Source organism: Thalassospira sp. NFXS8, from assembly GCF_040148805.1.
Taxonomy (GTDB): domain Bacteria; phylum Pseudomonadota; class Alphaproteobacteria; order Rhodospirillales; family Thalassospiraceae; genus Thalassospira.
The window spans coordinates 805,934-831,597 of sequence record NZ_JAGEMF010000002.1 but is presented as its reverse complement, the minus strand read 5'-3'; the positions used below and the strand labels follow the sequence as shown (position 1 = coordinate 831,597).

Below are 25,664 nucleotides of genomic sequence, written 5' to 3'. Positions count from 1 at the left end.
GCCCGAACCTCGCCCGTTACGGGCAGGATCACGTCCCGGTTTTGATTTATAAATATCTTTGCGCCTTAAAGCGGGCGTCGCATCATATTGGCCCCGATAATACCGAAATACCGCCACTTGCACGACCAACGCCTTACCATGATGTGTGCCGCAAGGTGCCGCCTGACAGGATAAAGCCATGAATGCCATGACAGAAAACACCCTGATCGCCAACCTGACATCCCTGTGTGACGGTGCCCTTTCCGCCCTGAACCCGCTTTATGATGCCACGCGTGATGCCGTCAGTACCACCATTTGCCCGGATGGCAAACTTGATGCCGACCAAATGGAAAAACACCAGTTTTCCGCCCACGGCTTTGCCTGGTTTGCCACCTATGTTAACGCGCTGCGCCAAATGCGCGCATGGGCAGCCAGGCTGGAACAACAGGACAAATTCGGACGGTTGGAACAACTGATTTTGCAGGCGGCCTTTGGCGAATATCTGGCCCAGATTTCAGGTGGCATCGCCATGTCACAAGGTGAAATCATTCGCCTTGGCGTAATGGGCACGGCCCCCGAAGCCATCGCCGGATTTAACGCCGACATATCGGTGCAAACACTGATCGCGCAGGGCAATGTTGATGCCACACGCCGCGCCATTGCCGACGAAATCGGCGACAGCCTGGCAAGCGGCCAGTTTGGCAATGGCGGGCTGGAAGACGACACCCTTGATATGGTGCGCGACCAGTTTCGCCGCTTTGTTGAGGAAAAAGTCAGCCCGTATGCGCACGGTTGGCACGAACGCGATGAATTAATTCCGATTGAAATTGTCAATGAAATGGCCGAACTGGGCGTGTTTGGCCTGACCATTCCCGAAGAGTTTGGTGGCCTTGGCATGGGTAAAACCGCCATGTGCGTGGTGACCGAGGAGCTTTCGCGCGGCTATATCGGGGTGGGGTCGCTCGGTACACGGTCCGAAATTGCCGCCGAACTGATCCGCCTTGGCGGCACCGATGCGCAAAAGAACCATTACCTGCCCAAGCTGGCATCGGGCGAAATTTTGCCCACTGCTGTGTTCACCGAACCCAATAACGGGTCTGATCTGGCAAATTTGCGCACCCGTGCGATAAAAGAGGGCGACTGTTACAGCGTTTCGGGCAACAAAACATGGATCACCCACGCCGCCCGATCCGATTTGATGACATTGATGACACGTACCAACCCCGATCAGGCCGGGTATCGCGGCCTGTCGATGTTGCTGGCCGAAAAACCGCGTGGCACCGATGAAAACCCGTTTCCCGCCGAAGGCATGAGTGGCGGCGAGATCGAGGTTTTGGGCTATCGCGGCATGAAGGAATATGAGCTGGGCTTTGACGGTTTTCGTGTGCCAGCCGAAAACCTGTTGGGCGGGGTGGAAGGCCAGGGTTTTAAACAATTAATGGCAACGTTTGAATCCGCCCGCATCCAAACCGCAGCCCGTGCGGTTGGCGTGGCCCAAAATGCGCTGGAAATTGGCATGCGCTATGCCCAGGAGCGCATCCAGTTTGGCAAACCGCTTTATGCCTTTCCGCGTGTGTATGGCAAAATCGCCTGGATGGTGGTGGAAACCATGATTGCCCGCCAACTGACCTATTTTTCCGCCATTGAAAAAGACCAGGACATTCGCTGTGACATCGAAGCGGGCATGGCAAAATTGCTCGGCGCCCGCGTGGCATGGTCAAATGCGGATAATGCCCTGCAAATTCATGGCGGTAATGGCTATGCCACCGAATACCAGATCAGCCGGGTTTTGTGTGACGCACGCATATTAAACATTTTTGAAGGGGCGGCCGAAATACAGGCACAGGTCGTGACCCGAGGGCTTTTGGGGCGCTAAAATTCGCCCCGTACCGAACCGGGGCCAACTGGCCCAGCCTTGCGGGTGTCAGCGTGCTGGCACCCGTTTTTTTGCCCCTCAACCTAAAGTACAATATGACATCCCCCCCCATATAGAGATAGGCTTCATGACAACAAAATGAATTATCGGGAAAAACCTGATAAATCCAAAGGAGACGTCCCATGGATATTCGCCAGGCAGCCCCGGGTGCTGCATCCCTGACCCATGCCCGTGCCGCATTTGATGTCATATCCCCGCATCTTGGCGAAATCGCCAGGGATTTTATTGCGCGCCTTGCGCCCCCCTCGCCGCCCGATGCCGCGCAAAAAGCAACTGAAATGGCACAATACTGGCAGGAATTGCTAAGTGCGAGCGGCCCCGAAACCATTACCCGCGACCTTGGCAAAAACCCGGTTTCGGGCATGGCCCCGTTACCGACCACAACCGCCATTGTCACGGCCTATGAAAATGCCGTTGCCAATGCCCTGCGCCATGTGACATCGCACCTTCGTGGCAGCAAGGCGCAAATGTGTGCCGATGCCATTCGCACCACATTTTATACCGATATGGGCGCGGTTTTAGGCCGTCAGATGCAACAGACAGGGTCTGGTAACACGGCGCGATCCGGCAGTGAAATACAGGCGATTTCGGAAATTATTGAACGCGAAACCGATAATATCATTTCCGAAGTCGGCTTTCAGGCCGGGCGCATGAATGATGTTTCCCAAGTCATGGAAACCGATTCGCGGGAATTATCAAAGCTGGTCGAACGCATTACCGAAACCACGGCCATTGCCAGCGGCAATGTAAATACTGTTGCATCGGCAACCGAGGAATTGCAGGCATCCAGCCAGGAAATTGCCCAGCGCATTCACCAAACCAGCGATATTGCCGGGCAGGCCGTAATCCGGGTTGAGGAAACCACCGGCACCATGGCAAGTCTGTCAAGCACGGCTGGTGAAATTGGCAAGGTGGTTGATATTGTCAAACGCATTTCCGACCAGACCAAAATGCTCGCACTCAATGCCACCATCGAGGCCGCACGGGCCGGTGACGCCGGCAAGGGGTTTGCCGTGGTTGCCAACGAGGTGAAAAACCTTGCCACCCAAACCGAAAAAGCCATTTCCGATATCAATGCACAAATTCAGGCCATTCAACAGGCAACATCAAGTGCGGTTGGTGCCATAGAAGGCATTGGCGGCGCGATTGATGAAGTCAGCCGCCTTTCCAGTGATATTTCCGTATCGGTGGAACAGCAAACCGCCGCCATTAATGAAATTTCGGGCAGCGCACAGGAAGTATCAACCCATATGGCCGGCATTGCCGAAGATATCGGCCTGGCACACAGCAAAGCGCAGAATGCACGGGATACATCGGAAAATCTGCGCGGGCTGGCCACCAACATTCGCCGTGATGTCAGCGAAATGGACCAGCGTTTCAGGGCTGTGCTGCGCACCACAAACACCGGTGATGGCACCGGCAATGATACCAAAAACAAGGCAGGCCGGCGGGTGCCGATTGCCGTTGATATTATGGTGGATTTTGGCAAAGGCGACAGCCGCACCGGCGTTACCGCCGATATGTCAACCGCAGGCCTTCTTGCCCGGATCGAGGCCCGCGAATCCGATGCCGGAAAACCCGTTTCTATCACACTGGATGGCGACACCCGCCTGCACGGCACCTTAAAGGCGGTTTCAAACCTGGGGTCGCATATCCAGTTTGACCAGCTTACGGCAGAAGCCCACAAGGTCATCGACGATATGCTGGTTAAAACCCGCGCCCATGACGAAAAAATTGCCGAACTGGGCAAACCGCTGGCACAGCAGCTTGGCAAACTGTTTGACGATGCAGTGCGCCGGGGTGAACTTAAAATCGATGATTTGATGAAACCGCGTTATCAACTGATCGAGGGTACGGACCCCAAACAGTTTACCACCGCATTCCTGAAATTCACCGACACCCATTTTGCCCCCTTGCAGGAAGGCACATTGGGCAAGGATTCGCATATTGTGTTTGTGGCATCGGTTGACCAGAACGGGTATTTGCCGACCCACAATAAAGTTTTCAGCCAACCCCAACGCCCCAACGACCCGGTATGGAACATGGGCAATGCCCGTAACCGCCGCATTTTTGATGATCGCGCCGGATTAATGGCCGCACGCAACACCAAACCGGTATTGCTGCAAACCTATTTCCGCGACATGGGCGACAAGGTTGTCTTCATGAAGGAATGCGATGTGCCGATTATGGTAAACGGCAAACATTGGGGCAATTTGCGCATCGGTTATCGCGCCTGAACCAGGCAAAGGCGACATAAACCCCGCTGGCAGCAAAGCGATAAAACCTTGCTGCCAGCGAAAAATATAACAGTATCCCAAGGGTATTGCGGCCTTATCGGAATTCAAAAAGTTCCTGATGGAAACGGGTGGCAGGCAGGCCATGCCCGGTAAGGTCCCGATACAGGGCAGTGCCAAAGTTGCGCGGCCCGCAAAACCAGAAACTGGCTGTTTTCCATTCTGTTACATCGTTGCGCAACCTGGCACCGGTTAACAGATCATCGCGGCCATCAAGGATAATATGCAGTTTAACCCCCGCCTGCTGCGCCAGCATTTTTAACCGGGACGACAGTTCTTCATCCTCGACCGGAACAGAATGATAAAGATCGATATTCTGGCGTTCAGAGGCGGGCAGGTCTGCCAGTTCCTTTAACCGGGCCAAAAAAGGTGTAATGCCAATGCCGCCACTAACCCAGACCTGCCGTGTTCCAGCGGCATCAAAGGTAAATGCCCCATAGGGACCTTCGATGCGGGCGGCGCGGCCAACCTGCAAATGCCGGGGTAACTTGCGGGTATAATCACCCAGTGCCTTTACCAACATCTTAAGGCGGCGGTCACTGGCATCCCAGGACGATGCAATGGTAAAAGGATGCGCGCCTTCCTGTTCATCAAAGGTGACAAAGGCAAACTGCCCGGCCTTATGCCCGTGCCAGCCCTGATCGAGCTTTAACGTTATTTCCAGCGACTTAATGGCTGGAAATGATTCGGTTTTTTCCACTGTTGCCATCACAGTTGATTTGCGACCCACCCGATTGGTCAAAACCAGAACGGCACTGTATGCCCCGGCCCCCAGAAAAATTGCCAACAGCACCCCGACAGGGCCTGCCCAGTCATCAAAATTGAACAGAACCAGCGCATGAAACACCAGTGCCAGATAGGCAAAGGCAATAAATTTATGGGTTTTGGCAAACCAGCGATAGGGAACCAGTTTAACCAGGGCAATCACCATCAGGGCCGCCGCGATATAAAAGCTCCATTCGCCAATGCTTTCGGCCAGATGGCGTTGCGACATCAGGAATTTCTGCAACATGCCCCAGCCTTCCTGTGAAGGGCGCGGCGGGCGATTGACATTTAACAGCCCCAGGCCCTTAAGCCATTTGGGCCCCTCTACCCACAACCAGTGGGTTACCGCCATAACCAGCGCGGCAATGCCCAGCCCTTTGTGCAAACGATATGTTTTATCAAGCCCGCCCAGCACGGGTTCAAGCCATTTGGGCCGGGTCGCCAAAATCATGATCAGGCTCATCAGGGAAATTGCCATCAGCCCGGTAAGTTGCAAAACCTGATTGCGCACCAGAATAACATTATCCTGCGCCCAGAAATCAGGATGTTCCGCCACCCACAGGCCGGAAACTCCCAGCAGGAAGACACAGAAAATCCATTTTATGTTTCGCATGATATTGTCCTTTGCGCATCCATGGCCAAGCCATCGGGGCCTTTGCCCACAAGCCGGTTAAACCACACTGCGGTCGCAGAACTATGCCGAAACAACGGAAATTTGTACTAAAATGTAACAGCTAACCTTCTGATTTTGCGAATGTTATTCAGACACATCCCAGTCCAGGTATGTAAGTGCCGGTTTCCCCTGGATATTCAAACGAAAACCGGAAAGGGCGGTTTTTCTGAACCATATGAAAAGGGCCGATATAACCCCCTTAGCTATCGATCAATCTGGCTAACATCTATCAGGTCAACGTCACGTCGCAGGGTGCGCTTATAGGCAATCAGTTGCCGGCGCGCCATTAACGGAATCGTGCATCCTGCATAGGTTCGCTGTTCGGCGGCAGCATAATCAATATCAAGGACACCCCAGTCCCCGGTCATGCCATCCTGAATACGGGGATGGTCATCGCTGCCAATTTCAATTTTTATGCCATCATAAACAAATTGCGCATAGGTCAGATCCCAGCCTGCTTCACGCTGGCGAAGGGCGGGTTTTCGAATATAAGCACCTAGTGCATCAACCAGCGGCCAGAAATGCGCGTCGGGCACAAACAGGTCAATATCATTTAAGGGGCGCGACCCGCCATAAGCCCGCACAGCCAGCCCACCGCAATAAAGCCGCGGGGCCCTGGCATGGTGAAGTTTGCTTTCAATCCATTCCAGCGCTTTCATCGGGCCCCCGCGGCTTTTTAGGTGATCGTTATTTCTAATTGTGCGACACCAGAATCCGCTGGGCAATTTCGCCTTCAAGCTCGGCAGGGTAATCCCAAAAGCCGGGTTTGAATGGTGCCGCCCCGCCCGATGCCAGCCAGTCGATCCCGCGCAACAAAATAGCCGAAAACGGATCAAACAGATCCTTGCCCGACCCGCCCATACCCGGCGCAAGGTTAAGCAGGCTGCCGCGGTTAAGCAGATAAACCTGTTTGTCATCGCTCAGATCAAAGCGTTCGATATGGCGGCGCATCCGGGTTTTTGGCAGGGTATCAAGCCAGGCAACATCAATTTCGGTGTTGGAATGGCCAACATTGACCAAAACGGCCCCGCGCCGCACCTGTTTAAGCTGTATTTTGCCCAATATGCCCGACAGGCCGGTTGCCGTTACAATGATGGCATTGTTTTTAAGACCGGTTTCCAGGTCCACCACCGCGCACCCGTGATGCTGGGCTTCGAGCGCGCGAACCGGGTCGCGTTCGGCAACCGAAACCACAGCCCCCAGGTTACGTGCCCGCTCGGCCACACCACGCCCGACCGGGCCAAAACCAATCACGAGAACCGTGCGGCCATACAGGGCCAACCCGGTAACATTGGAAAAAACCGGCCACATTTCCTGTGCAACATGGTGGCGGTTATGGAGGCGATCCTTGATGGCGATATCGTTCCAGTTAAAAACCGGAAAATTCAAATCCAGCTTTTCCACCCGGTGAACACCGGTTGTGGTGGCTTCAAGGGCACCATCCACCTTATGGCCTTTTTTAACAAATGCCTCGATCAATTCCCCACCCATATCGGCAATAATATCGGCTGGTTCGTTCGATAAAATATCAATGCTTTTGGCATATTCATCGGGCGTCATGCCGGAAAAGGCGTGAACCTCGACCCCGTTTTGCGCCAGATAGGCAGCGGCAGCATCGTCGGTGCTGTCAGGGTTACAGGCCCCCACCTTTACCCGTGCGCCCGCCTGGACAAACGGCAACAGGGTAGGAATGGTGTCTTCCAGAACATGCTGAAAACTGACGATGGTTTTGCCCTGCAAATCGCGCCGGGCAACATATTTGCCATAGGCGGCGGTCACCGGGCAAATCACCTGGCGCCAGGCCAGGGTTTCGTCGGTAATGTGTGCTGCCAGCGCGGCATCCTTGATACGACTATTCATGGTGTGGGGCCCATTTTGCAAAATGTGATCCGAAACTGGCCATCAGGACAGTGATCTGACTGCCTTGGTAATCGGTTCGATCCAAAATGAAAAGCACCCAGCACAATGCCATAAAAAATACCCCTGCCCCGGGGCTTAACAACCGCACAGAACAGGGGCACACAACCCGTTGAACGACCACTGATTGCAGACTAGTTTCTATTTACACTGAAAATATTGGTCAGCGCCCGGCTCGACAGCCCATAGGTCTGGCGGATTTCCTCGCGGTTCATACCCTTGCTGTAGTCACCCATAATCAGCGCCCGACGAATGGATTCAGACACGCCCCACGGAGAAGGTATTTCAACATATCCACTGCTGCTTGACAGGTTTAAAATACGCTCATGCAACTTTTGCGAGATATTTAAATCCATTTTGCGGGCCAGATCAGCGCGATCATTACGCAGATAAATTTTACGTCCCCCGTGGCAATACACAAACTCAAGTGCCTCGCGAAAGCCAAAATCCTCGATCAGTTCAGCGACCAGCCATGGCAGTGAAGCCATTATTAATCCACGGTTTTCTTCAAACAAATGTTCCAGTGTCGCGAAGGCTTCGTGATCATAGATCGGGAACCCTTTAAAAATTTGACGTTCCATAGTTCTGCCCCTGGTTACAGTTTCCATCTGTCTTACCTTGTGGTGATTTAAGGTTTAATATCAGTGGAATCATACCCGTTATGCGCGTAATACTTTTAACGTACTCCTAACGGCGAGCAGAAAGCTCAGTCACAACAAAATTTCAGGAGAACAAAATGGATTATACCCTCACCCTTAATGTTGACCCCACGGACCTGAACATCATCAATGGTGCGCAGCAGAAAATCGCCCTGGCAAAACCGGTGGGCAATTCGTCCGTCAGCGTGATCTGGGTGGCTTTTGACCCGTTTGAAAGCAATTCCATTCAGTGGTCGGAAGAATACTGGCTTTATGCTTCGACCGCATCGACGGGCACCAATGGCGAAAAAATCACCAAGCTGTCCGAAGTTCAGCCTGGCCCGTCAATGACCGGCTCCATTTACACCTTTGGCGATAGTGCGACCTTTGGGCAGCCGGTTAAAAGTGCCGATGTGGCATCGGGCACCTTTGCCGCACAGAACGACATGTCCTATGGCAAATACCCCTGCCTGACCTTTGGTCTGTCGCAGACAGCACAGGTCAACCAGAAAATCGAAGAACGCAAGCCGATTTCGGCCAATTCGGTTCTGGCCACCCAGCAGATCCAGGTTACCCCTTACACCCACGTCTATATCTGGCTTGAAGGGCATTTCGAAAGCTCGACCATCATCACCGATGTTACCGGCAAACAGTCGGTGGCCAAATTCGGTGGCGGGGTCAACGAAATCGCCATGACCTATGACGGCAAAAGCGGCCTGTTCCATCAATAATCGTCGTCCCTAACCCGGCCCGGCCTTTGCACCATACGGGGGCAGCCTCCCTTGCCCCCGTATGGCAGAAAAAAGGAAAACAGCCGTGCAAAACAAATTTTGCACCTTCAGGTGGCTCTCCCCACCCATCATTTTCGCAACGGCAATGTTTCTAACCATAACAATGGCGTTTGCGCGCCCGGCATCGGCCCGCATTAACTGCACAACTTTAACGCGCCTTGCGACCGTCGATCATATCGACATTAATCAACGTCATGTTTTTTGTGGTGAAATTGGCCGTTACGGGGCTGTTGGTTTTCATTCGCAACCAGATGGCGAAACACCGGATACGGTTAAATTCGATGCCTATAGCAGTGCGCTGGTCATATCACACCCGGATCACGGACAATGGCACACCAACGGAATATACGAATTAAACAATTTTCTGGTCAGCGACGGCATCGATCAGCTTAACAAAGCCAGATCAACCATGTTTCCCGACCATTGCACGATGAACAATGTGCTTGATGCCATCGCGCACGCCGCCCGGCACAATAACATGTCTGGCCCCACCTGCCTGACAACCCAAAACCGGCAATTTGAAATCAGGCTGTTCTGGTTATATGCCAATCCCACCGGGTGGTATGTCAACACCGCCTATCCTCGCCTTTAAACCGGCCCGCCAAAAACACTCAAACCCCACCCGGACAAACACGAGCAAATAAAAACAACGGAAGTCTGCGCCATTTGCGCGGGCTTCCTTTTGCTGTTTGTGGTGTTTTACCGCCGGATTTTATGATGGTTGACAGGGAAAAACGGATTTTTTTCAACTTCGTTACAGCAAAACTTGCCCTGACGGGCAGATTGACGCAGCATACCGGCCCCTGATCCTTGCCGATGCGATCAGGGCGGTTCACAATCGGGTTCTCAAATGCCTGTGAGCCAGTCTGGTGCCTTGCTGAAACCTGGTGCCAGATTACATATCGGGCGGGTTCTAACGGAGACGATAAATGGCTGCGTTTTTGCAAATCGGTGTTTTGCTGGCGATGGCAGCGGTAGGCATCATTCTGGTGCTGGGCATTATTACGATGGCCCGGGGCAAAAGTGCGCGGACATCCAACAAACTGATGCAATGGCGCATTATTGCGCAGGCAGGTGCAATTTTGTTGTTGCTGATTTTATCTGTCATGGCGATGGGTCACCACTAGATTAGCACCCACAGCGAACGCCAGCCCGGATCAACGCCAATACGGATGATACCGGGCCCTTCGGAAATCAAACAGGAAACGAACACGCAAAACATGGTTCAGCTGACACGCATTTACACCAAATCGGGCGACAAGGGCAAAACCGCCCTTGGCAACGGCAAACGGGTTGCCAAAAGCGACATTCGCGTTGAAGCCTATGGCACGGTGGATGAAACAAATGCCGTCATCGGTGTTGCCCGGCTGCACAGCGCCGATGCGCCCGGGATTGATGCCATGCTGGCGCGTATTCAAAATGATCTGTTTGATCTGGGGGCAGATTTATGCACGCCGGGCGATGGCACCGATGACACAGGCGACTATCCGGCCTTGCGCATTGTCGAAAGCCAGGTAACCCGGCTGGAAAACGAAATTGACGCCATCAATGCCGATCTTAACCCGCTAAAATCCTTTATCCTGCCCGGTGGCACAGCGTTGGCCGCCCAGTTGCACGTTGCGCGCACCGTTTCGCGCCGCGCCGAACGACAAATGGTTGAACTGGCCGCACAGGAAAACATCAACCCGCAGGCCATACGTTATATCAACCGCCTGTCGGACCATATGTTTGTGCTGTCGCGCTACGCCAATAATGGCGGCAAGGACGATATTTTATGGCAACCGGGCCTGACCCGCGATGCCGCCAAAGACGATACAAAATAGAATTAGGTTTCAGAAAGGCGTAATTCAGATTGCCAGCCTTCCTGAAAATATTGTTTTTGATCCCGGTTATTCCGGTTGCCAGGGTCAAATTTTCAGTAAAGAAGTTGTCGTTAACGTTAACCTCTTTACGTAAATTGACAAGCCTGCATGTGCCGATTATTGTGCATCGCAGGGAAAACAGTAACACCGGATGTATCAAGCCGTTAAAAGGGTGATGCATCCATTGGTTAGACAACAAAAACGAACAGGTCTGTCATGAAGGTTCTTGTCGCCGTTAAGCGCGTTGTGGATTACAACGTCAAGATCCGAGTCAAACAGGACCAGTCCGGCGTTGAATTAAACAACGTCAAGATGTCCATGAACCCGTTTGACGAAATTGCCGTTGAAGAAGCCGTCCGCCTGAAGGAAGCCGGCAGTGCCACCGAAGTGGTCGCCGTATCCCTTGGGGTGAAACAATCGCAGGAAACCCTGCGCACGGCCCTTGCCATGGGTGCAGATCGCGCCATTCTGGTAGAAAGCGACGACGAATTGCAGCCGCTAGCGGTTGCCAAGCTGCTAAAGGAAGTGGTGGCAAAAGAAGCCCCCGATCTGGTTATTCTGGGTAAACAGGCGATTGACGATGACGCCAACCAGACCGGCCAGATGCTGGCGGCATTGCTGGGCTGGCCGCAGGGTACGTTTGCATCCAAGGTCGTAATTGCCGATGGCAAAATGGATGTCACCCGTGAAGTTGATGGCGGCCTTGAGACCATCAAGCTGGACCTTCCGGCGATTGTGACCACCGATTTGCGCCTGAACGAACCGCGCTATGCATCGCTTCCCAATATCATGAAGGCCAAGAAAAAGCCGCTTGATACCCTGTCGCCTGCCGACCTTGGGGTCGATACCGCACCGCGCCTGAAAACCCTGAAAGTGACCGAACCGGCATCACGCAAGGCGGGCATCAAGGTTGCGGATGTCGCCGAACTGGTCGACAAACTTCGTAACGAAGCCAAAGTAATTTAAGCAGGGGCAGGTCATATGAGCATTCTAGTTATTGCCGAACACGACAATACCGAATTAAAGGGCGCAACCCTTTGCACCATCGCCGCTGCCAAAAAGATTGGCGGTGACATTACCGTACTGGTTGCCGGTGAAAACTGTGCCGCCGTTGCCGATGCCGCCGCCAAAGCCGATGGCGTTGCCAGGGTTTTGCTGGCCGACAATGCCGTTTACGGCCATGCACTGGCTGAAAACCTGGCTGGTCTGGTGATTGAACTTGCGGGCGATTACAGCCACATCCTGGCTGCATCCTCGACCACGGGCAAAAACTTTATGCCCCGCGTTGCCGCCCTAAAGGATGTCGCGCAAATTTCCGACATCGTTGATGTTGAAAGTGCCGATACCTTTGTGCGGCCGATTTATGCGGGTAACGCCCTTGCAACCGTGCAGTCCTCCGACAGCCTGAAAATAATTACAGTGCGGACCACGGGTTTTGACCCGGTTGCAGGTGAAGGTGGATCGGCCAGTGTTGAAACCGTTGCGACGGCGTCGGATTTTGGTAAATCCAGCTTTGTCGGACAGGAATTGACCGAGTCGGAACGCCCGGAACTGGCGGCAGCGTCGGTTGTGATCTCTGGCGGGCGCGGCATGGGGTCGGGGGAAAACTTCCACCTGATCGAACCGATTGCCGACAAACTGGGTGCCGCCATTGGCGCATCACGCGCAGCAGTTGATGCAGGGTACGCCCCGAACGACTGGCAGGTGGGTCAGACTGGCAAAGTTGTTGCACCGCAGCTATACATTGCGGTAGGCATTTCAGGTGCTATTCAGCACCTTGCCGGCATGAAGGACAGTAAGGTCATTGTTGCGATCAACAAGGACGAAGACGCACCGATCTTTTCGGTTGCCGATTACGGACTTGTTGCGGACCTGTTCGAGGCCCTTCCCGCATTGGCGAGTGAACTCGACAAATAGTCAGATCCTTTTTGGATAGGGATTAAGTGGGGAAACATGGCTTCATTGGATGATATCAAAACAATCGGCGTCATTGGTGCCGGTCAGATGGGCAACGGAATTGCCCACGTGATCGCACTGGCCGGTTATGACGTCCGTCTTCTTGACGTATCGGAACAGGCACTTGAAAAGGCGCTGGTTCAGATTGGCAAGAACCTGGACCGCCAGCTTAAAAAAGAGATGATTTCGCAAGCAGAGAAAGACGAAGCTTTGTCCCGGATTACCACCGGGGTGGAATATACGTTTTTGTCTGACTGCAATCTTGTCATCGAAGCGGCGACGGAAAACGAAGAAGTCAAAAAGCAGATCTTCAAATCGTTGTGCCCGGTTCTGGGTGAAGAAGCCATTATTGCGACCAACACGTCGTCCATTTCGGTGACGCGCCTGGCATCCTACACTGACCGGCCATCAAAGTTCATGGGCATGCATTTCATGAACCCGGTGCCGTTAATGAAACTGGTTGAACTGATCCGTGGCATCGCCACCGATGAGACGACCTATCGCACCATTCATGAATTGACGAAAAAACTGGGCAAGGACACGGCAAGCGCCGAAGATTTCCCGGCCTTTATCGTCAATCGCATCTTGCTGCCCATGATCAACGAAGCGGTCTATACCCTGTATGAGGGTGTGGGCAATGTGCAGTCGATCGATACCGCCCTGCGTTTAGGTGCCAATCACCCGATGGGCCCGCTGCAACTGGCCGACTTTATTGGTCTCGATACCTGCCTGTCGATCATGCATGTTCTGCATGATGGCCTGGCCGATACCAAATATCGTCCGTGCCCGCTTCTGGTCAAATATGTCGAAGCCGGCTGGCTTGGCCGCAAGGTTGGCCGCGGCTTTTACGACTATTCGGGCGACGAACCGGTACCAACCCGCTAAACCGGTTGCCAAATCAATTTTCAAGCCATCACCTTCGGGTGGTGGCTTTTTTTGTATTTCGGCAACCTTTCGTCGCAAACACAAAAAATTCGCAATCAAATCAGTTGATCTTATCGCCTGAATTTGTACTCCTGTAGGTAATAAAATTAACGGGAGGCGTTGCGATGTTTATGGGAATTGATGTTGGCACATCAGCGGTAAAAGCCCTGCTGATGGATGACACATCGGCAATTGTCGCCGAAGCCGACATTGCCCTGTCGCTTAGCAATCCTCACCCGTATTGGAGCGAACAAAACCCGGCCGACTGGTGGGAAGCCACCCTGCAGGCAATTGACCTGATCATGGCAAACAATGCCCGGGCATTATCGCAGGTCCGTGCCATCGGTCTTTCAGGGCAAATGCATGGTGCCGTGGTGCTGGGCGAGGACGACACCCCGCTACGCCCGGCCATTTTATGGAATGACGGCCGCGCCAAGGCCGAATGCGACGACCTCGAATCCGCGCTTCCCGGCCTTGCCCTGCGCGCCGGTGTGGTCGCCATGCCCGGTATGACGGCACCCAAAATCATGTGGCTGCGCAAACACGAACCCGATGTGTTTGAGGCGATTCGCACCATCATGCTGCCCAAGGATTATATCCGCCTGCATTTGTGCGGCGAAAAGGCGACTGAAATGTCTGATGCCGCCGGGACATTATGGTTAGACGAGGAAGCACGCGCCTGGAACCCCGATGCCATTGCCGCCACCGGCCTTAACGCCGATCAACTACCGCCGCTCTTTGAAGGAAGCGATGCCACAGGCACGCTGCGCCCCGATTTGGCCGCGCGCTGGGGCATGACTAAAAATGTTGTCATTGCGGGTGGCGGCGGCGATGCCGCCACCGGGGGCATGGGGGCCGGTGCCGTTACCCACGGGGCGGGTTTTATTTCGCTTGGCACGTCATCACAGCTTTTTGTCGCATCTGATCGCTATCGCCCGAAACCGGAACTGCTGCTGCACAGCTTTGCCCATGCGGTGCCCGATCGCTGGTTTCAAATGGCCGTTTTGCTCAACGGGGCCAGTTGCCTGGCGTGGGTGGCAAAAATGCTGGGCGAAACCAACATTTCAGACCTGTTGGCACGAACCGAGGCACAACATAAAAAACCGTCTGATCTGATGTTTTTGCCGTATCTTAGTGGCGAACGTACGCCGCATAACAACCCCTATGCACGCGGGGTGTTTTTTGGACTGGGCACCAACACCACCCGCGAACATATGGTGCAGGCGGTGCTGGAGGGCGTAGCCTTTGCCTTGGCCGATGCGCAATCGTGCCTGCATGCCGCTGGAACACATTGCGAATTACCCGGCGTCATTGGCGGCGGCGCACGCAGCCTTTACTGGACCCAAATGATAGCCGATATCATGGGCACCCCGCTGGCACGCTATCAGGGCGGGGCCAAAGGCCCGGCATTTGGCGCAGCAAGGTTGGCACGCATGGCGGCGAAGGATGGCACCATCGAGGATGTTTGCACGCCCCCCGTCATCGAAAATGTTTTAAAACCCGATGCGCACCGACACGAACAATACCTGCCCCGCATGGCCAAGTTTCGCCGCCTCTATGATGCGCTGGCCAACGAATTTCAGGATCACTAGAAACTGAGCCTGATCAGTATCAAAGCATAAACATCCAGCCCCGGTCAGACAGATGACGGGGTGATCGCGGTTTTGGCATTATCAAGCGGTGCCAGGCCAAGCCGCTTGCGGCCAGCGGCCAGTATCTCGTCAGAAAATTGCGGATCATCGGCGATGCGGGCCATAATGACCGAGCCGATCAGGGTGGCAACATTGGCAATCGCCACCTCGCGGTCATCGGCTGCATCAGCATCCACGTTACCATCAATTCCGGGCTGAATATTGTCCCCGCCAAATTTTGGCCGGGCCATTTGCGCAACAAAATGGTGCAAATTGTGGGTTAAATCGCGCCGCAAACCTTCATTGCCGCGCACCAGTTCCGTACCAAGTGACGAGAACACGCAAGAGTGATCAACATGGTCGCGATGCCGGCGGCTGAGATACAAATCTGAAAAATCCTGTGCCGAAATGCCGTCATCGACCAACTGGTCATTTGGCATCCCCAGGGAGGCCTGCACCAAATCATCCTTTGATTTGAAATGGTTATAAAACCCGCCATGAGTCATTCCGGCGGCCTTCATCACATCATTTACCGAAACCCCGGAAATACCATGCTGTCGAAACAGGCAGGCTGCGGCGGCCAGAATACGGCGACGATTGGCGTCTACCTGGCTTTGCGACAGCTTCATGAAAACCTCCTGTTGACTCTAATAATGTTAGTCATCATCATAAGGAAATATACATGAACAGGCAAGGGCGATGCCCTGCAAAAATCCGGAGAATTTCCTATGTCGCAGTCAAATAAAAGTACGGTTGCCATTACCGGTGCGTCCACCGGCATCGGTGCCACCTATGCCGACCGTTTTGCCAAACGTGGCCATGATTTGCTGATTATTGCCCGCAACGAACAACGCCTTAATGCCCTGGCTGAACGCCTGCGGGTCGAAACCGGTGTAAAGGTCGATATTCTTGTTGCCGATTTGACCGATGCTGCGGACCTTGCAAAAGTTGAAGACCGGCTTGCCAGCCTGCCCAATCTTGGCATTCTGGTGAACAATGCCGGTATGGCTGCCCATGGCGGTTTCACGGATGCGACGTCTGCTGAAATCCGCAACCTGATTACGTTAAATGTAACAGCCTTAAGCCAGCTTAGTGCTGCCGTTATTCCGCGTTTTGTTGAAAACAAAGCCGGGGCAATTATCAATATCGCGTCCGTCGTCGGGCTGGCCCCGGAATTACCGCTGGGCTATTACGGGGCAACCAAATCCTTTGTTATCGCCCTGTCGCACGCAATGAATATTGAACTGGCTGCAACCGGTGTGCATGTTCAGGCTGTGTTGCCCGCAGCCACCCGTACTGAAATATGGGAACGTTCAGGCCGCAATGTTAACGACCTTGATGGCGTGATGGATGTGAACGAACTGGTTGATGCCGCCCTTGCCGGTTTTGACAAAGGCGAAACCATCACCATTCCCCCCCTGCACGACGAAAATTTATGGCTGACCCTGGAAGATGCCCGCAAAGCAATGCTGCCGCATTTGCTTAACGGGCAAGCCGCACCACGTTATCAGGCATAAATCCATCCCTGCCCTTTGATAATAACCAGCACCGGTCCCATATTGCCTGCCATTACACATGGCGGGCAACGAGGGGCCGGTGCTTGCAATTCACAGATAAACCAGATCCGGCCGGTTCATTGGCCCCGCGCAACAGGCACGCGATACCAAGCGCCAATCAGTCGTTTGTCAGATCGGTGAAATACTTGATAATCGCCGGATCGGCCCACGGTGCCACCCCTTCGACATAGCCAATCACATTGCCATCTTTACCGATCAGAATGCTGGTTGGCAGGCCGCGCACCTTGAACGAGCGCGCAAGCGCGCCTTTGGGGTCAAGGGCAACATCAAGGTTATGAATATCGTTTTCGTCGAAAAACGCCTGCACATCCTTGGCACCGCCGCGATCTTGGCTAATCGCAATCACGCGAAACGGTTTATCGGCCATTTTATCGGCCAGATCGTTCAGATCCGGCATTTCGCGCACGCACGGCGCACACCATGTCGCCCATAAATTGACCAGCATCACCGTGCCCTTGAACCCTTTCAGGTCATGGATATTGCCGTTTTCGTCGCTAAATTCGGTTTTATCGGGCAGTGGCCCAGCATGTGTTGCGCTATCAAGTTTGGAAAGTTGATCAGGGACAGCCACATTGGCAAAGGCAGGGCTTGCATAAATGGCGGATATGGCGACAATCACGCCAAGTTTTATATATTGAAGCAGCGCCTTCACAACACACACCTTTCAGACCAAAGCGAAAACAACATGACCGACCAGACTTCTGCCAACCCGAAAAACGCCAACGCCTTGTGGGGCGGTCGCTTTGAAGCAGGCCCTTCCGCAATCATGGAAGAAATCAATGCCTCAATCGGGTTTGATAAACGCCTGTATGCCCAGGACATTCAGGGATCAAAGGCCCATTGTGCCATGTTGGTCAAACAAAACATTATTCCGGCTGAGGATGGCGAGAAAATCATCGAAGGTCTAGACCGCATTCTTCAAGAAATCGAGAGCGGCCATTTCGTGTTTTCGACCGCCCTTGAAGATATTCACATGAATGTCGAAAGTCGCCTGCGCGACCTGATCGGTCCGGCAGCAGGCCGCCTGCATACCGGCCGGTCGCGGAATGACCAGGTTGCCACCGATTTCAAACTGTGGGTGCGTGACGTTGCCTTGAATGACCTTGAAGCAGGCCTTGCCGGGTTGCAGGAAGCCCTGATTGGTCAGGCAGAAAAAAACATCGATACCGTAATGCCGGGCTTTACCCATTTGCAGGCCGCGCAGCCGGTAACATTTGGCCACCATATGCTGGCCTATGTTGAAATGTTTGGCCGCGACCGCTCTCGCGTCGCCGACTGCAAGGTTCGAATGAACGAAAACCCGCTGGGCTCTGCCGCCCTGGCCGGTACGCCCTACCCGATTGACCGGCACCTGACATCGGAAACGATGGGGTTTGACCGCCCGGCAGCCAATTCGCTCGATGCCGTGTCAGACCGTGATTTTGCGCTGGAATATCTCAATGTGGCCTCCATTACCGCCATGCATCTGTCGCGCCTGGCCGAGGAAATGGTGATCTGGTGTTCGGCCCAGTTCAAATTTGTTGGCATGTCCGATAAATTTTCGACCGGTTCATCGATCATGCCGCAAAAACGCAACCCCGATGCCGCCGAGCTGATCCGCTCCAAAATTGGCCGGATTGTGGGCTGCTATAATTCGCTGATGCTGTCGATGAAAGGCCTGCCGCTGGCCTATTCCAAGGACATGCAGGAAGACAAGGAACCGGTTTTCTTTGCCCATGACCATTTGGGCCTGTGCGTTGCGGCCATGACCGGCATGGTCGCCGATATGAAAGTGTTTGCCGATAACATGCGCAAGGCTGCCGGGGCCGGTTACATCACCGCAACCGACCTTGCCGACTGGCTGGTGACCGAACTGGGCATGCCGTTCCGCGATGCACACCATGTCGTTGGGGCAACTGTGAAACTGGCCGAAACCATGGGCTGCGACCTGGACCAGCTGCCGCTGGAAGAACTGCAGAAAATCGAGCCGAAAATCACCAGCGCGGTTTTTGATGTGTTGACCGTGGAAGCATCGGTTGCCGCCCGCAAAAGTTTTGGCGGCACGGCCCCGGAACGTGTTCGCGAATCCGTTGCCGCGGCAAAGGAAAGGTTTTTGAAATGAAAAATCACACGATAACCCGCCATGGCACGCGTGCGCTGATCTTGGCGCTGGCAGTGACCATGGGCCTGGCCGTTGCCGCCTGTGGCAAAAAAGGCCCGCCCGTACCGCCAACAGATGCTGGCAAAGATTACCCGCGGAGCTATCCCAGCCAATGAACCATTTTGAGTATGTTGATGGTGTTCTGAACGCCGAAGGCGTTTCGATACCGGAACTGGCCGACCAGGTCGGCACCCCGTTTTATTGCTATTCCACCGCAACCCTGGAACGCCATTACAAGGTGTATGCCAGCGCGTTTGACAGGCTGGATGCCACGGTTTGTTATGCGCTTAAGGCCAATTCAAACCAGGCCGTGATCAGGACCCTTGCCAAATTGGGGGCCGGGGCCGATGTGGTTTCGGTGGGGGAAATGCGCCGTGCCCTTCGCGCGGGCGTCGCTCCGTCAAAGGTGATTTTTTCGGGTGTGGGCAAGGCCGATGCCGAAATGCGCGAAGCACTGGATGCCAACATTGCGCAAATCAATGTCGAATCAATCCCTGAACTGGTCGAATTGAACCGCGTGGCATTGGATATGGGCAAAAAGGCCCGCATTGCATTGCGCATCAACCCGCATGTCGATGCCAAAACCCACGAAAAAATCGCCACGGGCAAGGCCGAAAACAAATTTGGCATCGACTGGACCCGCGCGATTGAGGTTTACCGCGATGCCGCCAAAATGGATGGTATCGAAATTACCGGTATTGCCATGCATATCGGTTCGCAATTGACCGACCTGACCCCGTTCCGCGAGGCCTTCACCCGCCTGGCTGGCATGGTCGAGGAATTACGGACATATGGTATCGATATTAAAAACCTCGACCTTGGCGGCGGGCTTGGCATTGCCTATCAGGGCGAAACACCGCCCCTGCCCGAAGCCTATGGCCAGATGGTGCGTGAAACGGTGGGGCATCTTGGTTGCCACATCACCCTGGAACCGGGCCGTTTGATTGTGGGCAATGCCGGTATTCTTGTTTCGCGCGTCATGTATATCAAAGACGGCGAAGCCAAACGCTTTGCCATCCTTGATGCCGCCATGAACGATTTGATCCGTCCGACATTGTATAACGCCTATCACGAAATCATTGCCGTTAATGAAGCCGGCGATGATGACAAAATGGCGTTGATGGACGTGGTTGGCCCGATTTGCGAAACCGGTGATACCTTTGGCAAAGACCGCAAACTGCCCGATAACCTGCAACCGGGGGATCTTGTTGCGATCTGTTCGGCAGGGGCTTATGGCGCGGTCATGTCGTCGACCTATAACACCCGTGCGCTGACACCCGAAGTTCTGGTTAGCGGCGATAAATTCGCCGTTATCCGCGAACGCCAGTCAATTGATGAATTGATCGGACTGGACAAAATTCCGGGCTGGCTGGATTAATTTCGCCGCATTGCGGGGAGTTGCCCCAAAACGGCCCCTGGGCCAATATCGAACAGGGTCGCGCGCGTCGCGGCCCTTTTTTTGTCCCTGATCACGCGGTCTTTGCTTGACCTTAAGCATTGCACGTCCAAACTGATAACAAGATCCACCACAGGGCCGTTTGCGTGAATATGTTGATCACATCCGCCCGGCTGGAACGTCGGCTAAAAATCGCCCGTCTTGTTTTGACGTGGGAACGGGTGTGGCCACGCCTGATCCCCGTTTTGGCGATTATTGCCAGTTTCGTTGGCCTGGCCCTGACCGGCGTTATTAACCAGTTACCACCGATCGTTCATTTATGCCTGTTGGGGCTTGCGATTATCGGGCTGGGTGTTTTTGGTGTTTTTGCATGGCGCGCCCTTAAATCCCCCCCCGCCATTCAGGTCATGGCGCGGATAGAGGCCGAAAACAACCTCTACCACACCCCCCTGCAAAGCCAGACCGATGGCATTGCCGCATCGGACGACGCCCTGACAACCTATTTGTGGCAACGCCAGCTGCGCGCCAACGAAACCAAAACCGGCCATTTGCACCTGCCTCGTCCCCGTCCGGTACTGGCCAGGCACGACCCGTTCGGGCTGGCCGTGATCCCGGTATTGCTGCTTTTCGTGGGTGTGATGGTGGCACATGGCAAATACGGCGACCGCCTTTCAACAGCACTGGACCCGCTTAGCCGGTTAAGCGGGGCTGCTTTTTCCACCAGTTTGTGGGTAACACCGCCTGCCTATACCGGCAAAATCCCCCGTGTTATTAACCCGGGACATGAAGGTGCCATCACCTATTTTACCGCGTCAAATAATGGTCTGGGCACCACAGCCCCAAACGAAGGTACCGGGCGAACCAGTGCCACATGGAATGGCAGCAGCAGTGTTTTAACCCGACCTGATCCAGGGTCAGAAACACCTGGCGCGGACAAATCAGGGCAAAATACAAACGAAACGGCAGAGCGTGATGGCACCAGTAGCGACGCCAGCGATGAAAACCAGCCGGTGCAGTTACGTGTTCCGGCAGGCACCATTCTGGCAGGCAGCATCACCAGTGCATGGCAACCCACCCTTATCGCCCCTGATGGCCACAAACGGCCGCTTGGAAACAGCGAAAACAACAGTTATTCCGTTTCAACATTGCTGGATCAGCCCGGCGAATGGAACATTACGGTCTGGGGTACCAGCCGGTTACGAATGCAGGTTGATATTGTTGCCGATATTCCGCCGGTTCTGGCTTTTGTTGCGCCCCCCACAACCACAAAACGCGATCATGTCCGCCTGGATTACATTGCAAATGACGATTACGGCATTCGCACGCTAAACTTAATTGTCAGCCCGCGCCTTGAAGCCACTGCGGCTTCGGTCTATGGCAAAATCGAGCCTATTACCATCAACCTGACCGGTGGGACCGACGGATCATCTGCTAAAAATCAGCGCGAAAATTACGCAGAAAACGGTCCGGTTAACGATGGCGCTGATGATAACACACCAGAAACAACACCGGATAGTGCAACCAACGATGCGCCCGTATCCGTTAACAACCTGCATGGGCCTTATTTTTTGAATCTGGTTGCGCATGCCTGGGCCGGGTTGCCGGTAAACCTGCAACTCGTCGCTACCGATAATTTCGGCCAAACTGCCAAAAGCGAAATACAGTCGCTGGTATTACCCGAACGAGAATTCACCCATCCGGTTGCTCGCAAGCTGATTGATATTCGTAAACTTTTACTGCGTTATCCCGACCAGGCACGCGACCTGCGCAACAGCCTGTACCCGGTGTTAAACGCGCCCCAGGCATATGGCGGCGATATTGGGGTCTTTCTGGGCCTTTCGGTGGCAACAGCACGGTTATCGGCCCACCTTGACGATATTGCCTATCACCAGAATGTCGGCGATCTTTTGTGGCACATTGCCGAGGAAATTGAACGTGGCCATTATGGCCTGGCCGAACGCAACCTGATCGAAGCCGAAGAAAAACTGCTGGATGCCCTGTCAAACCCGGACATCGGCGAACAGGAAATTTCCGACCTGATCGAACGTTATCGTCAGGCCTTAAACGAATATATGGCCGCACTGGCGCAAAAAGATGCCCCGATGCGCCCGGAAAATGCGCCGCACGGCCAGATGATTGAACAACAGGATCTCTCGCGCGTCATTGACCAGATCGGGGCGCTGATGCGGTCGGGGGCACGCAACGAAGCCCGCGACCTGATCGACCAGTTGCGCCAGCTGGTTGAAAACATGCAGGTCAGCAGCGACGGCAAAGGACAGGACATCACACAACCCCTTCGGCAGATGCTCGATGGTATGCGTGACCTTGCCCGACGCCAGCAGGAATTAATGGACCAGGCTAACCAGCGCAGCAATGACGCGCCCAGCAGCCAGGACCGTGCACAAACCCAACAGCAATTATCCGACGATGCCGGTTCCCTTACCAACAATAACGCCTTTGACCGTTTCGGGAATAGCAGCGGCCTGAAAAGTGCAATTGATGCCATGAAACGCGCCTCTGACGCCCTTGACCATGGTCGCCAGCATGAAGCCCTGCAACAGCAACAAAACGCCCTGCAAAGCCTGCGTGAAGGTATTGGCGCCCTGGGCCAGGCGCTTGAAGGGCTAAGCAAAATGATGCCCATGTTTGATGAACTGGGCCAGCCGGGCCAGCGTGACCCGCTGGGACGGCCGGTGGACGGCGAAAATGGCACCCATATTCCCAATGCCGATACACTCAATAAAACCTGGCAAATATTGCAGGAACTGCGCCGGCGCTCCAGCGAGCCGGGCCGGCCGGTACTTGAACATGACTATATCGACCGGTTGCTAAAACGGTTTTAACATCCATTGGCCAAGCACCTGGTAACATCCGCCTGCCCCACATCTCGACAACCACGCATGCCAACGGGGCAGGAAACCTGCGCGTTACTGCACACTGCGGCAAGATGCAATGCCTTCAATAGCTGATATGCCGGCGATACGGTGTAGCTGTGCCCGACATTCGCAACACCCCGCCCCTCTGCACCAGTGACCGATGCCATTACCGGCCAATTACCCGATAAGTTTTTGCAAACCGCGATCGCGCCCGGGTAACCATTATGCCCTGACGTTACAGCCCTAGATACGCCGCCAAACAAAACGGGCAGCACCCGCTGGTACTGCCCGTTTCACAATTCTTTCAGGCGGCATTATCACCCGGTGATAATGCCTTAAGGCTCAACGGCTTCACGCGGGTCAAGGAAGGTTACCTGAAGGCGCGTGGCTGTCGGGTTTGGTTTGCGGATTTTGGTTTCCACATTCAATGTCTTACCTACCGGCAAAACCTGTTCCTGAATGGGCATCCCCGGTTCAACCTGTGCCGCCTGCTGATCATAAATCAACGGAACTTTTTTGCGCTGAACCACCCGGTCAAGCGGATCAAGAAGTTCGATCAGCAAATAGGGCAGCGAACGGTCAACCTTACTGATATTAACGATTTCAGCGCGCACCACCAAAACATCCACGCCGTCTTCTTCTTCACGGGTCGGCGGCATTTCCTTAATATCAAGACCTTCGCCAACATGGGGCACATCCAGGCCAACCATGTCATACATTTTGGCGATCGGCGGCCAGGCGTTGATCAAGGCATCCTTGGCAAAATAGGCGCCGGCACCAATCCCGATGATGATCAGCAAAAACAGGATCCAGCCGACAATGCCCTTTTTCGATTTGGGCGCCGGGTCGTCATTTCTATTGAGCTGACGCGGAAAGGGCGGCGGATCGGGAATACGGTCCGCACCTTCAAAACCGGCATCGACATCGCCGTCATACTGGCCCGCACCAAAATCCCCCCCAGCGGCCCCATCGCGGGCAAACGGGGGTGGTGTCATTTCCTCGTCACCGGCAGATGAAACCGGCGCGGGCGCAGGCGCAGCCGGCGCAGCAGGTTTCGCCCCCGGAGGGTCCTGATGCCAACTGTTACCGCAACTTTTACAGCGTACAGTTCTGCCTTTCGGTCCGATAGACTCGGCCTTTACAGAATATTTTTTAGAGCAGTCTGGGCAAGTTATGATCATTGCAAACCTGGCATAAAGCTGTCAGCAGCTCGAATTCCGAACCTAGGGTCAGGACCCATTGAATACAGGAAAAACGGTCGACGGACACCCCCCGCTTTTCGCCGCTTCATACTATATGTAAATAGCGCCGATTTAACAGACTGTTAAGCAAAGATAACAGAAGCTGGATAAAGCAGCGTATAAACTGCGTTCAAGATCACATACCATTGCCATAAAACACACCCTTGATTGATAATTTTTTATGTTAAAACAGTGCCATGCCCGGTAACGCCATGCGCACATTTGCATATCCACGCATTTTTAAGGCATTTTCAGGTATAAGCCGGTCTGTGGCGTCGTTTGGCGGCAGATCATGCCCAAACGCACCACCGCCCACAACGCAGTCAGGAGGACGCAGGTGAACGATGTCGTCAGTTTTCGCAATGTCGGGGTCCGTTATGAATCGGGACCGGAAGTTCTGCGTGAACTGAACTTTTCCCTGACACGCGGCAGTTTTCACTTTTTAACCGGGGCATCCGGGGCTGGCAAATCCACCCTGATGCGTCTGCTTTATCTGGCATTACGACAGACGCGCGGCGAAATCAGCATTTTTGGCCGCGACAATATTCGCATCCCGCGCGATGAATTACCGGCAATACGACGTAAAATTGGCGTCGTCTTTCAGGATTTCCGCCTGATCAACCATCTATCGACCTTTGAAAACGTAGCTTTACCCTTGCGCGTGGCCGGGGTTGAAGATTTGCAAATTCGCAAAAACGTAACCGAATTGCTTGAATGGGTCGGCCTGGGCGATCAGATCAACGCCATCCCGTCGCGGCTTTCGGGCGGGCAACAGCAACGTGTGGCCATTGCCCGTGCTGTCATCAGCCGCCCGGCCCTGTTGCTGGCCGACGAACCAACCGGCAATGTCGATGACCGTATTGCCATGCGCCTTTTATACCTGTTCGAGGAACTGAACAAACTGGGCACCACGGTGTTGATCGCCACCCATAACCGCCACCTGATAAGGCGGTTCGGACATAAACACTGGCTGCTCGAAGGTGGCACCATTCACGACCTTGACCACCGGCCCCAGGCGTAACAGCGACCACACCGCAAAACACCAAGACAAAAAGCAGGAAATACCCA

At 54.2% G+C, this 25,664-nt stretch carries 23 protein-coding genes; 16 read left to right on the top strand and 7 right to left on the bottom strand.

The annotated features are described in order from the left end of the window. The first annotated feature begins 178 nt into the window (after positions 1 to 178). A complete protein-coding gene (locus tag J4E05_RS12955; RefSeq protein ID WP_417842437.1) occupies positions 179 to 1,855 on the top strand; it encodes an acyl-CoA dehydrogenase family protein in 1,677 nt (558 codons plus the stop codon). Positions 1,856 to 2,037: 182 nt separating this feature from the next. Beyond that, positions 2,038 to 4,152, top strand: coding sequence for a methyl-accepting chemotaxis protein (locus tag J4E05_RS12950; RefSeq protein ID WP_349596192.1), 2,115 nt, complete (start codon positions 2,038 to 2,040; stop codon positions 4,150 to 4,152). A gap of 94 nt (positions 4,153 to 4,246) precedes the next feature. On the opposite strand, the gene J4E05_RS12945 is transcribed toward J4E05_RS12950, so the two are convergent. The 4 genes from J4E05_RS12945 to J4E05_RS12930 form a co-directional block, all read right to left on the bottom strand. Beyond that, positions 4,247 to 5,587, bottom strand: a complete 1,341-nt coding sequence (locus tag J4E05_RS12945) for a ferredoxin reductase family protein (protein ID WP_349596189.1) — start codon at positions 5,585 to 5,587, stop codon at positions 4,247 to 4,249. A gap of 263 nt (positions 5,588 to 5,850) precedes the next feature. After that, positions 5,851 to 6,306, bottom strand: coding sequence for a hypothetical protein (locus J4E05_RS12940; protein ID WP_349596186.1), 456 nt, complete (start codon positions 6,304 to 6,306; stop codon positions 5,851 to 5,853). A 34-nt stretch (positions 6,307 to 6,340) separates the two neighbouring features. After that, the gene (locus J4E05_RS12935; protein ID WP_349596184.1) at positions 6,341 to 7,507 is read right to left on the bottom strand and encodes an adenosylhomocysteinase; all 1,167 of its coding nucleotides are present in this window, start codon (positions 7,505 to 7,507) and stop codon (positions 6,341 to 6,343) included. Between the two features lie 191 nt (positions 7,508 to 7,698). After that, a complete protein-coding gene (locus J4E05_RS12930; RefSeq protein ID WP_085587046.1) occupies positions 7,699 to 8,145 on the bottom strand; it encodes a hypothetical protein in 447 nt (148 codons plus the stop codon). A 155-nt stretch (positions 8,146 to 8,300) separates the two neighbouring features. On the opposite strand from J4E05_RS12930, the gene J4E05_RS12925 reads away from it, so the two are divergent. The 8 genes from J4E05_RS12925 (at position 8,301) to xylB (ending at position 15,327) form a co-directional block, all read left to right on the top strand. After that, positions 8,301 to 8,933 (top strand): hypothetical protein, encoded by a 633-nt coding sequence (locus J4E05_RS12925; protein ID WP_085587045.1) that lies wholly within the window; start codon positions 8,301 to 8,303, stop codon positions 8,931 to 8,933. Positions 8,934 to 9,078: 145 nt separating this feature from the next. Next, positions 9,079 to 9,585, top strand: a complete 507-nt coding sequence (locus tag J4E05_RS12920) for an EndoU domain-containing protein (protein ID WP_349596180.1) — start codon at positions 9,079 to 9,081, stop codon at positions 9,583 to 9,585. A 337-nt stretch (positions 9,586 to 9,922) separates the two neighbouring features. Further along, positions 9,923 to 10,120, top strand: coding sequence for a twin transmembrane helix small protein (locus tag J4E05_RS12915; RefSeq protein WP_085587043.1), 198 nt, complete (start codon positions 9,923 to 9,925; stop codon positions 10,118 to 10,120). 93 nt (positions 10,121 to 10,213) lie between these two features. Continuing rightward, complete coding sequence (locus J4E05_RS12910; protein ID WP_349596177.1) at positions 10,214 to 10,816, top strand: cob(I)yrinic acid a,c-diamide adenosyltransferase; 603 nt, start codon at positions 10,214 to 10,216, stop codon at positions 10,814 to 10,816. Positions 10,817 to 11,071: 255 nt separating this feature from the next. Then, positions 11,072 to 11,821, top strand: coding sequence for an electron transfer flavoprotein subunit beta/FixA family protein (locus J4E05_RS12905; RefSeq protein WP_085587040.1), 750 nt, complete (start codon positions 11,072 to 11,074; stop codon positions 11,819 to 11,821). Between the two features lie 15 nt (positions 11,822 to 11,836). Next, positions 11,837 to 12,772 carry an electron transfer flavoprotein subunit alpha/FixB family protein gene (locus J4E05_RS12900; protein ID WP_349596175.1) on the top strand — a complete coding sequence of 312 codons (936 nt, stop codon included), beginning with the start codon at positions 11,837 to 11,839 and terminating at the stop codon, positions 12,770 to 12,772. 36 nt (positions 12,773 to 12,808) lie between these two features. Further along, positions 12,809 to 13,696, top strand: coding sequence for a 3-hydroxybutyryl-CoA dehydrogenase (locus J4E05_RS12895; RefSeq protein ID WP_085587038.1), 888 nt, complete (start codon positions 12,809 to 12,811; stop codon positions 13,694 to 13,696). A 164-nt stretch (positions 13,697 to 13,860) separates the two neighbouring features. Next, positions 13,861 to 15,327: a xylulokinase gene (xylB, locus tag J4E05_RS12890; RefSeq protein ID WP_349596172.1), complete on the top strand. Its 1,467-nt coding sequence runs from the start codon at positions 13,861 to 13,863 to the stop codon at positions 15,325 to 15,327. Positions 15,328 to 15,371: 44 nt separating this feature from the next. On the opposite strand, the gene J4E05_RS12885 is transcribed toward xylB, so the two are convergent. Next, positions 15,372 to 15,995 carry a TetR/AcrR family transcriptional regulator gene (locus J4E05_RS12885; RefSeq protein ID WP_349596170.1) on the bottom strand — a complete coding sequence of 208 codons (624 nt, stop codon included), beginning with the start codon at positions 15,993 to 15,995 and terminating at the stop codon, positions 15,372 to 15,374. Positions 15,996 to 16,094: 99 nt separating this feature from the next. Here J4E05_RS12885 and J4E05_RS12880 point away from each other — a divergent pair, with 99 nt between their 5' ends. Then, complete coding sequence (locus tag J4E05_RS12880; RefSeq protein ID WP_349596167.1) at positions 16,095 to 16,883, top strand: SDR family NAD(P)-dependent oxidoreductase; 789 nt, start codon at positions 16,095 to 16,097, stop codon at positions 16,881 to 16,883. 157 nt (positions 16,884 to 17,040) lie between these two features. Here J4E05_RS12880 and J4E05_RS12875 read toward each other — a convergent pair whose 3' ends face one another. Further along, positions 17,041 to 17,595: a TlpA disulfide reductase family protein gene (locus J4E05_RS12875; protein ID WP_349596165.1), complete on the bottom strand. Its 555-nt coding sequence runs from the start codon at positions 17,593 to 17,595 to the stop codon at positions 17,041 to 17,043. 33 nt (positions 17,596 to 17,628) lie between these two features. Between J4E05_RS12875 and argH the strand changes: the two genes are divergently transcribed. From argH to J4E05_RS12855, 4 genes are all read left to right on the top strand, one after another. Beyond that, on the top strand, positions 17,629 to 19,044 hold the full coding sequence (gene argH / locus J4E05_RS12870; RefSeq protein ID WP_085587033.1) for an argininosuccinate lyase: 1,416 nt from the start codon (positions 17,629 to 17,631) through the stop codon (positions 19,042 to 19,044). Next, complete coding sequence (gene lptM, locus J4E05_RS12865; protein WP_168184786.1) at positions 19,041 to 19,199, top strand: LPS translocon maturation chaperone LptM; 159 nt, start codon at positions 19,041 to 19,043, stop codon at positions 19,197 to 19,199. The genes argH and lptM overlap by 4 nt, the downstream gene beginning before the upstream one ends. Next, complete coding sequence (gene lysA / locus J4E05_RS12860) at positions 19,196 to 20,461, top strand: diaminopimelate decarboxylase (protein WP_349596161.1); 1,266 nt, start codon at positions 19,196 to 19,198, stop codon at positions 20,459 to 20,461. The genes lptM and lysA overlap by 4 nt, the downstream gene beginning before the upstream one ends. 170 nt (positions 20,462 to 20,631) lie before the next feature. Then, on the top strand, positions 20,632 to 23,322 hold the full coding sequence (locus J4E05_RS12855) for a DUF4175 domain-containing protein (RefSeq protein ID WP_349597572.1): 2,691 nt from the start codon (positions 20,632 to 20,634) through the stop codon (positions 23,320 to 23,322). A 368-nt stretch (positions 23,323 to 23,690) separates the two neighbouring features. On the opposite strand, the gene J4E05_RS12850 is transcribed toward J4E05_RS12855, so the two are convergent. Further along, positions 23,691 to 24,536, bottom strand: coding sequence for a zinc-ribbon domain-containing protein (locus tag J4E05_RS12850; protein WP_085587030.1), 846 nt, complete (start codon positions 24,534 to 24,536; stop codon positions 23,691 to 23,693). A gap of 397 nt (positions 24,537 to 24,933) precedes the next feature. On the opposite strand from J4E05_RS12850, the gene ftsE reads away from it, so the two are divergent. Further along, positions 24,934 to 25,617 (top strand): cell division ATP-binding protein FtsE, encoded by a 684-nt coding sequence (gene ftsE / locus J4E05_RS12845; RefSeq protein WP_085587029.1) that lies wholly within the window; start codon positions 24,934 to 24,936, stop codon positions 25,615 to 25,617. Positions 25,618 to 25,664 lie beyond the last annotated feature (47 nt).

Bases quoted from the DNA above. Each gene is read 5' to 3' on its own strand.
- J4E05_RS12950 (WP_349596192.1), top strand. From the start codon at position 2,038: ATGGATATTCGCCAGGCAGCCCCGGGTGCTGCATCCCTGACCCATGCC.
- J4E05_RS12955 (WP_417842437.1), top strand. From the start codon at position 179: ATGAATGCCATGACAGAAAACACCCTGATCGCCAACCTGACATCCCTG.
- J4E05_RS12910 (WP_349596177.1), top strand. From the start codon at position 10,214: ATGGTTCAGCTGACACGCATTTACACCAAATCGGGCGACAAGGGCAAA.
- J4E05_RS12905 (WP_085587040.1), top strand. From the start codon at position 11,072: ATGAAGGTTCTTGTCGCCGTTAAGCGCGTTGTGGATTACAACGTCAAG.
- J4E05_RS12945 (WP_349596189.1), bottom strand. From the start codon at position 5,587: ATGCGAAACATAAAATGGATTTTCTGTGTCTTCCTGCTGGGAGTTTCC.
- J4E05_RS12850 (WP_085587030.1), bottom strand. From the start codon at position 24,536: ATGATCATAACTTGCCCAGACTGCTCTAAAAAATATTCTGTAAAGGCC.
- J4E05_RS12885 (WP_349596170.1), bottom strand. From the start codon at position 15,995: ATGAAGCTGTCGCAAAGCCAGGTAGACGCCAATCGTCGCCGTATTCTG.
- xylB (WP_349596172.1), top strand. From the start codon at position 13,861: ATGTTTATGGGAATTGATGTTGGCACATCAGCGGTAAAAGCCCTGCTG.
- J4E05_RS12935 (WP_349596184.1), bottom strand. From the start codon at position 7,507: ATGAATAGTCGTATCAAGGATGCCGCGCTGGCAGCACACATTACCGAC.
- lptM (WP_168184786.1), top strand. From the start codon at position 19,041: ATGAAAAATCACACGATAACCCGCCATGGCACGCGTGCGCTGATCTTG.
- J4E05_RS12925 (WP_085587045.1), top strand. From the start codon at position 8,301: ATGGATTATACCCTCACCCTTAATGTTGACCCCACGGACCTGAACATC.
- J4E05_RS12900 (WP_349596175.1), top strand. From the start codon at position 11,837: ATGAGCATTCTAGTTATTGCCGAACACGACAATACCGAATTAAAGGGC.
- lysA (WP_349596161.1), top strand. From the start codon at position 19,196: ATGAACCATTTTGAGTATGTTGATGGTGTTCTGAACGCCGAAGGCGTT.
- J4E05_RS12855 (WP_349597572.1), top strand. From the start codon at position 20,632: ATGTTGATCACATCCGCCCGGCTGGAACGTCGGCTAAAAATCGCCCGT.
- J4E05_RS12895 (WP_085587038.1), top strand. From the start codon at position 12,809: ATGGCTTCATTGGATGATATCAAAACAATCGGCGTCATTGGTGCCGGT.
- J4E05_RS12880 (WP_349596167.1), top strand. From the start codon at position 16,095: ATGTCGCAGTCAAATAAAAGTACGGTTGCCATTACCGGTGCGTCCACC.
- J4E05_RS12915 (WP_085587043.1), top strand. From the start codon at position 9,923: ATGGCTGCGTTTTTGCAAATCGGTGTTTTGCTGGCGATGGCAGCGGTA.
- J4E05_RS12920 (WP_349596180.1), top strand. From the start codon at position 9,079: ATGTTTCTAACCATAACAATGGCGTTTGCGCGCCCGGCATCGGCCCGC.
- argH (WP_085587033.1), top strand. From the start codon at position 17,629: ATGACCGACCAGACTTCTGCCAACCCGAAAAACGCCAACGCCTTGTGG.
- J4E05_RS12940 (WP_349596186.1), bottom strand. From the start codon at position 6,306: ATGAAAGCGCTGGAATGGATTGAAAGCAAACTTCACCATGCCAGGGCC.
- J4E05_RS12930 (WP_085587046.1), bottom strand. From the start codon at position 8,145: ATGGAACGTCAAATTTTTAAAGGGTTCCCGATCTATGATCACGAAGCC.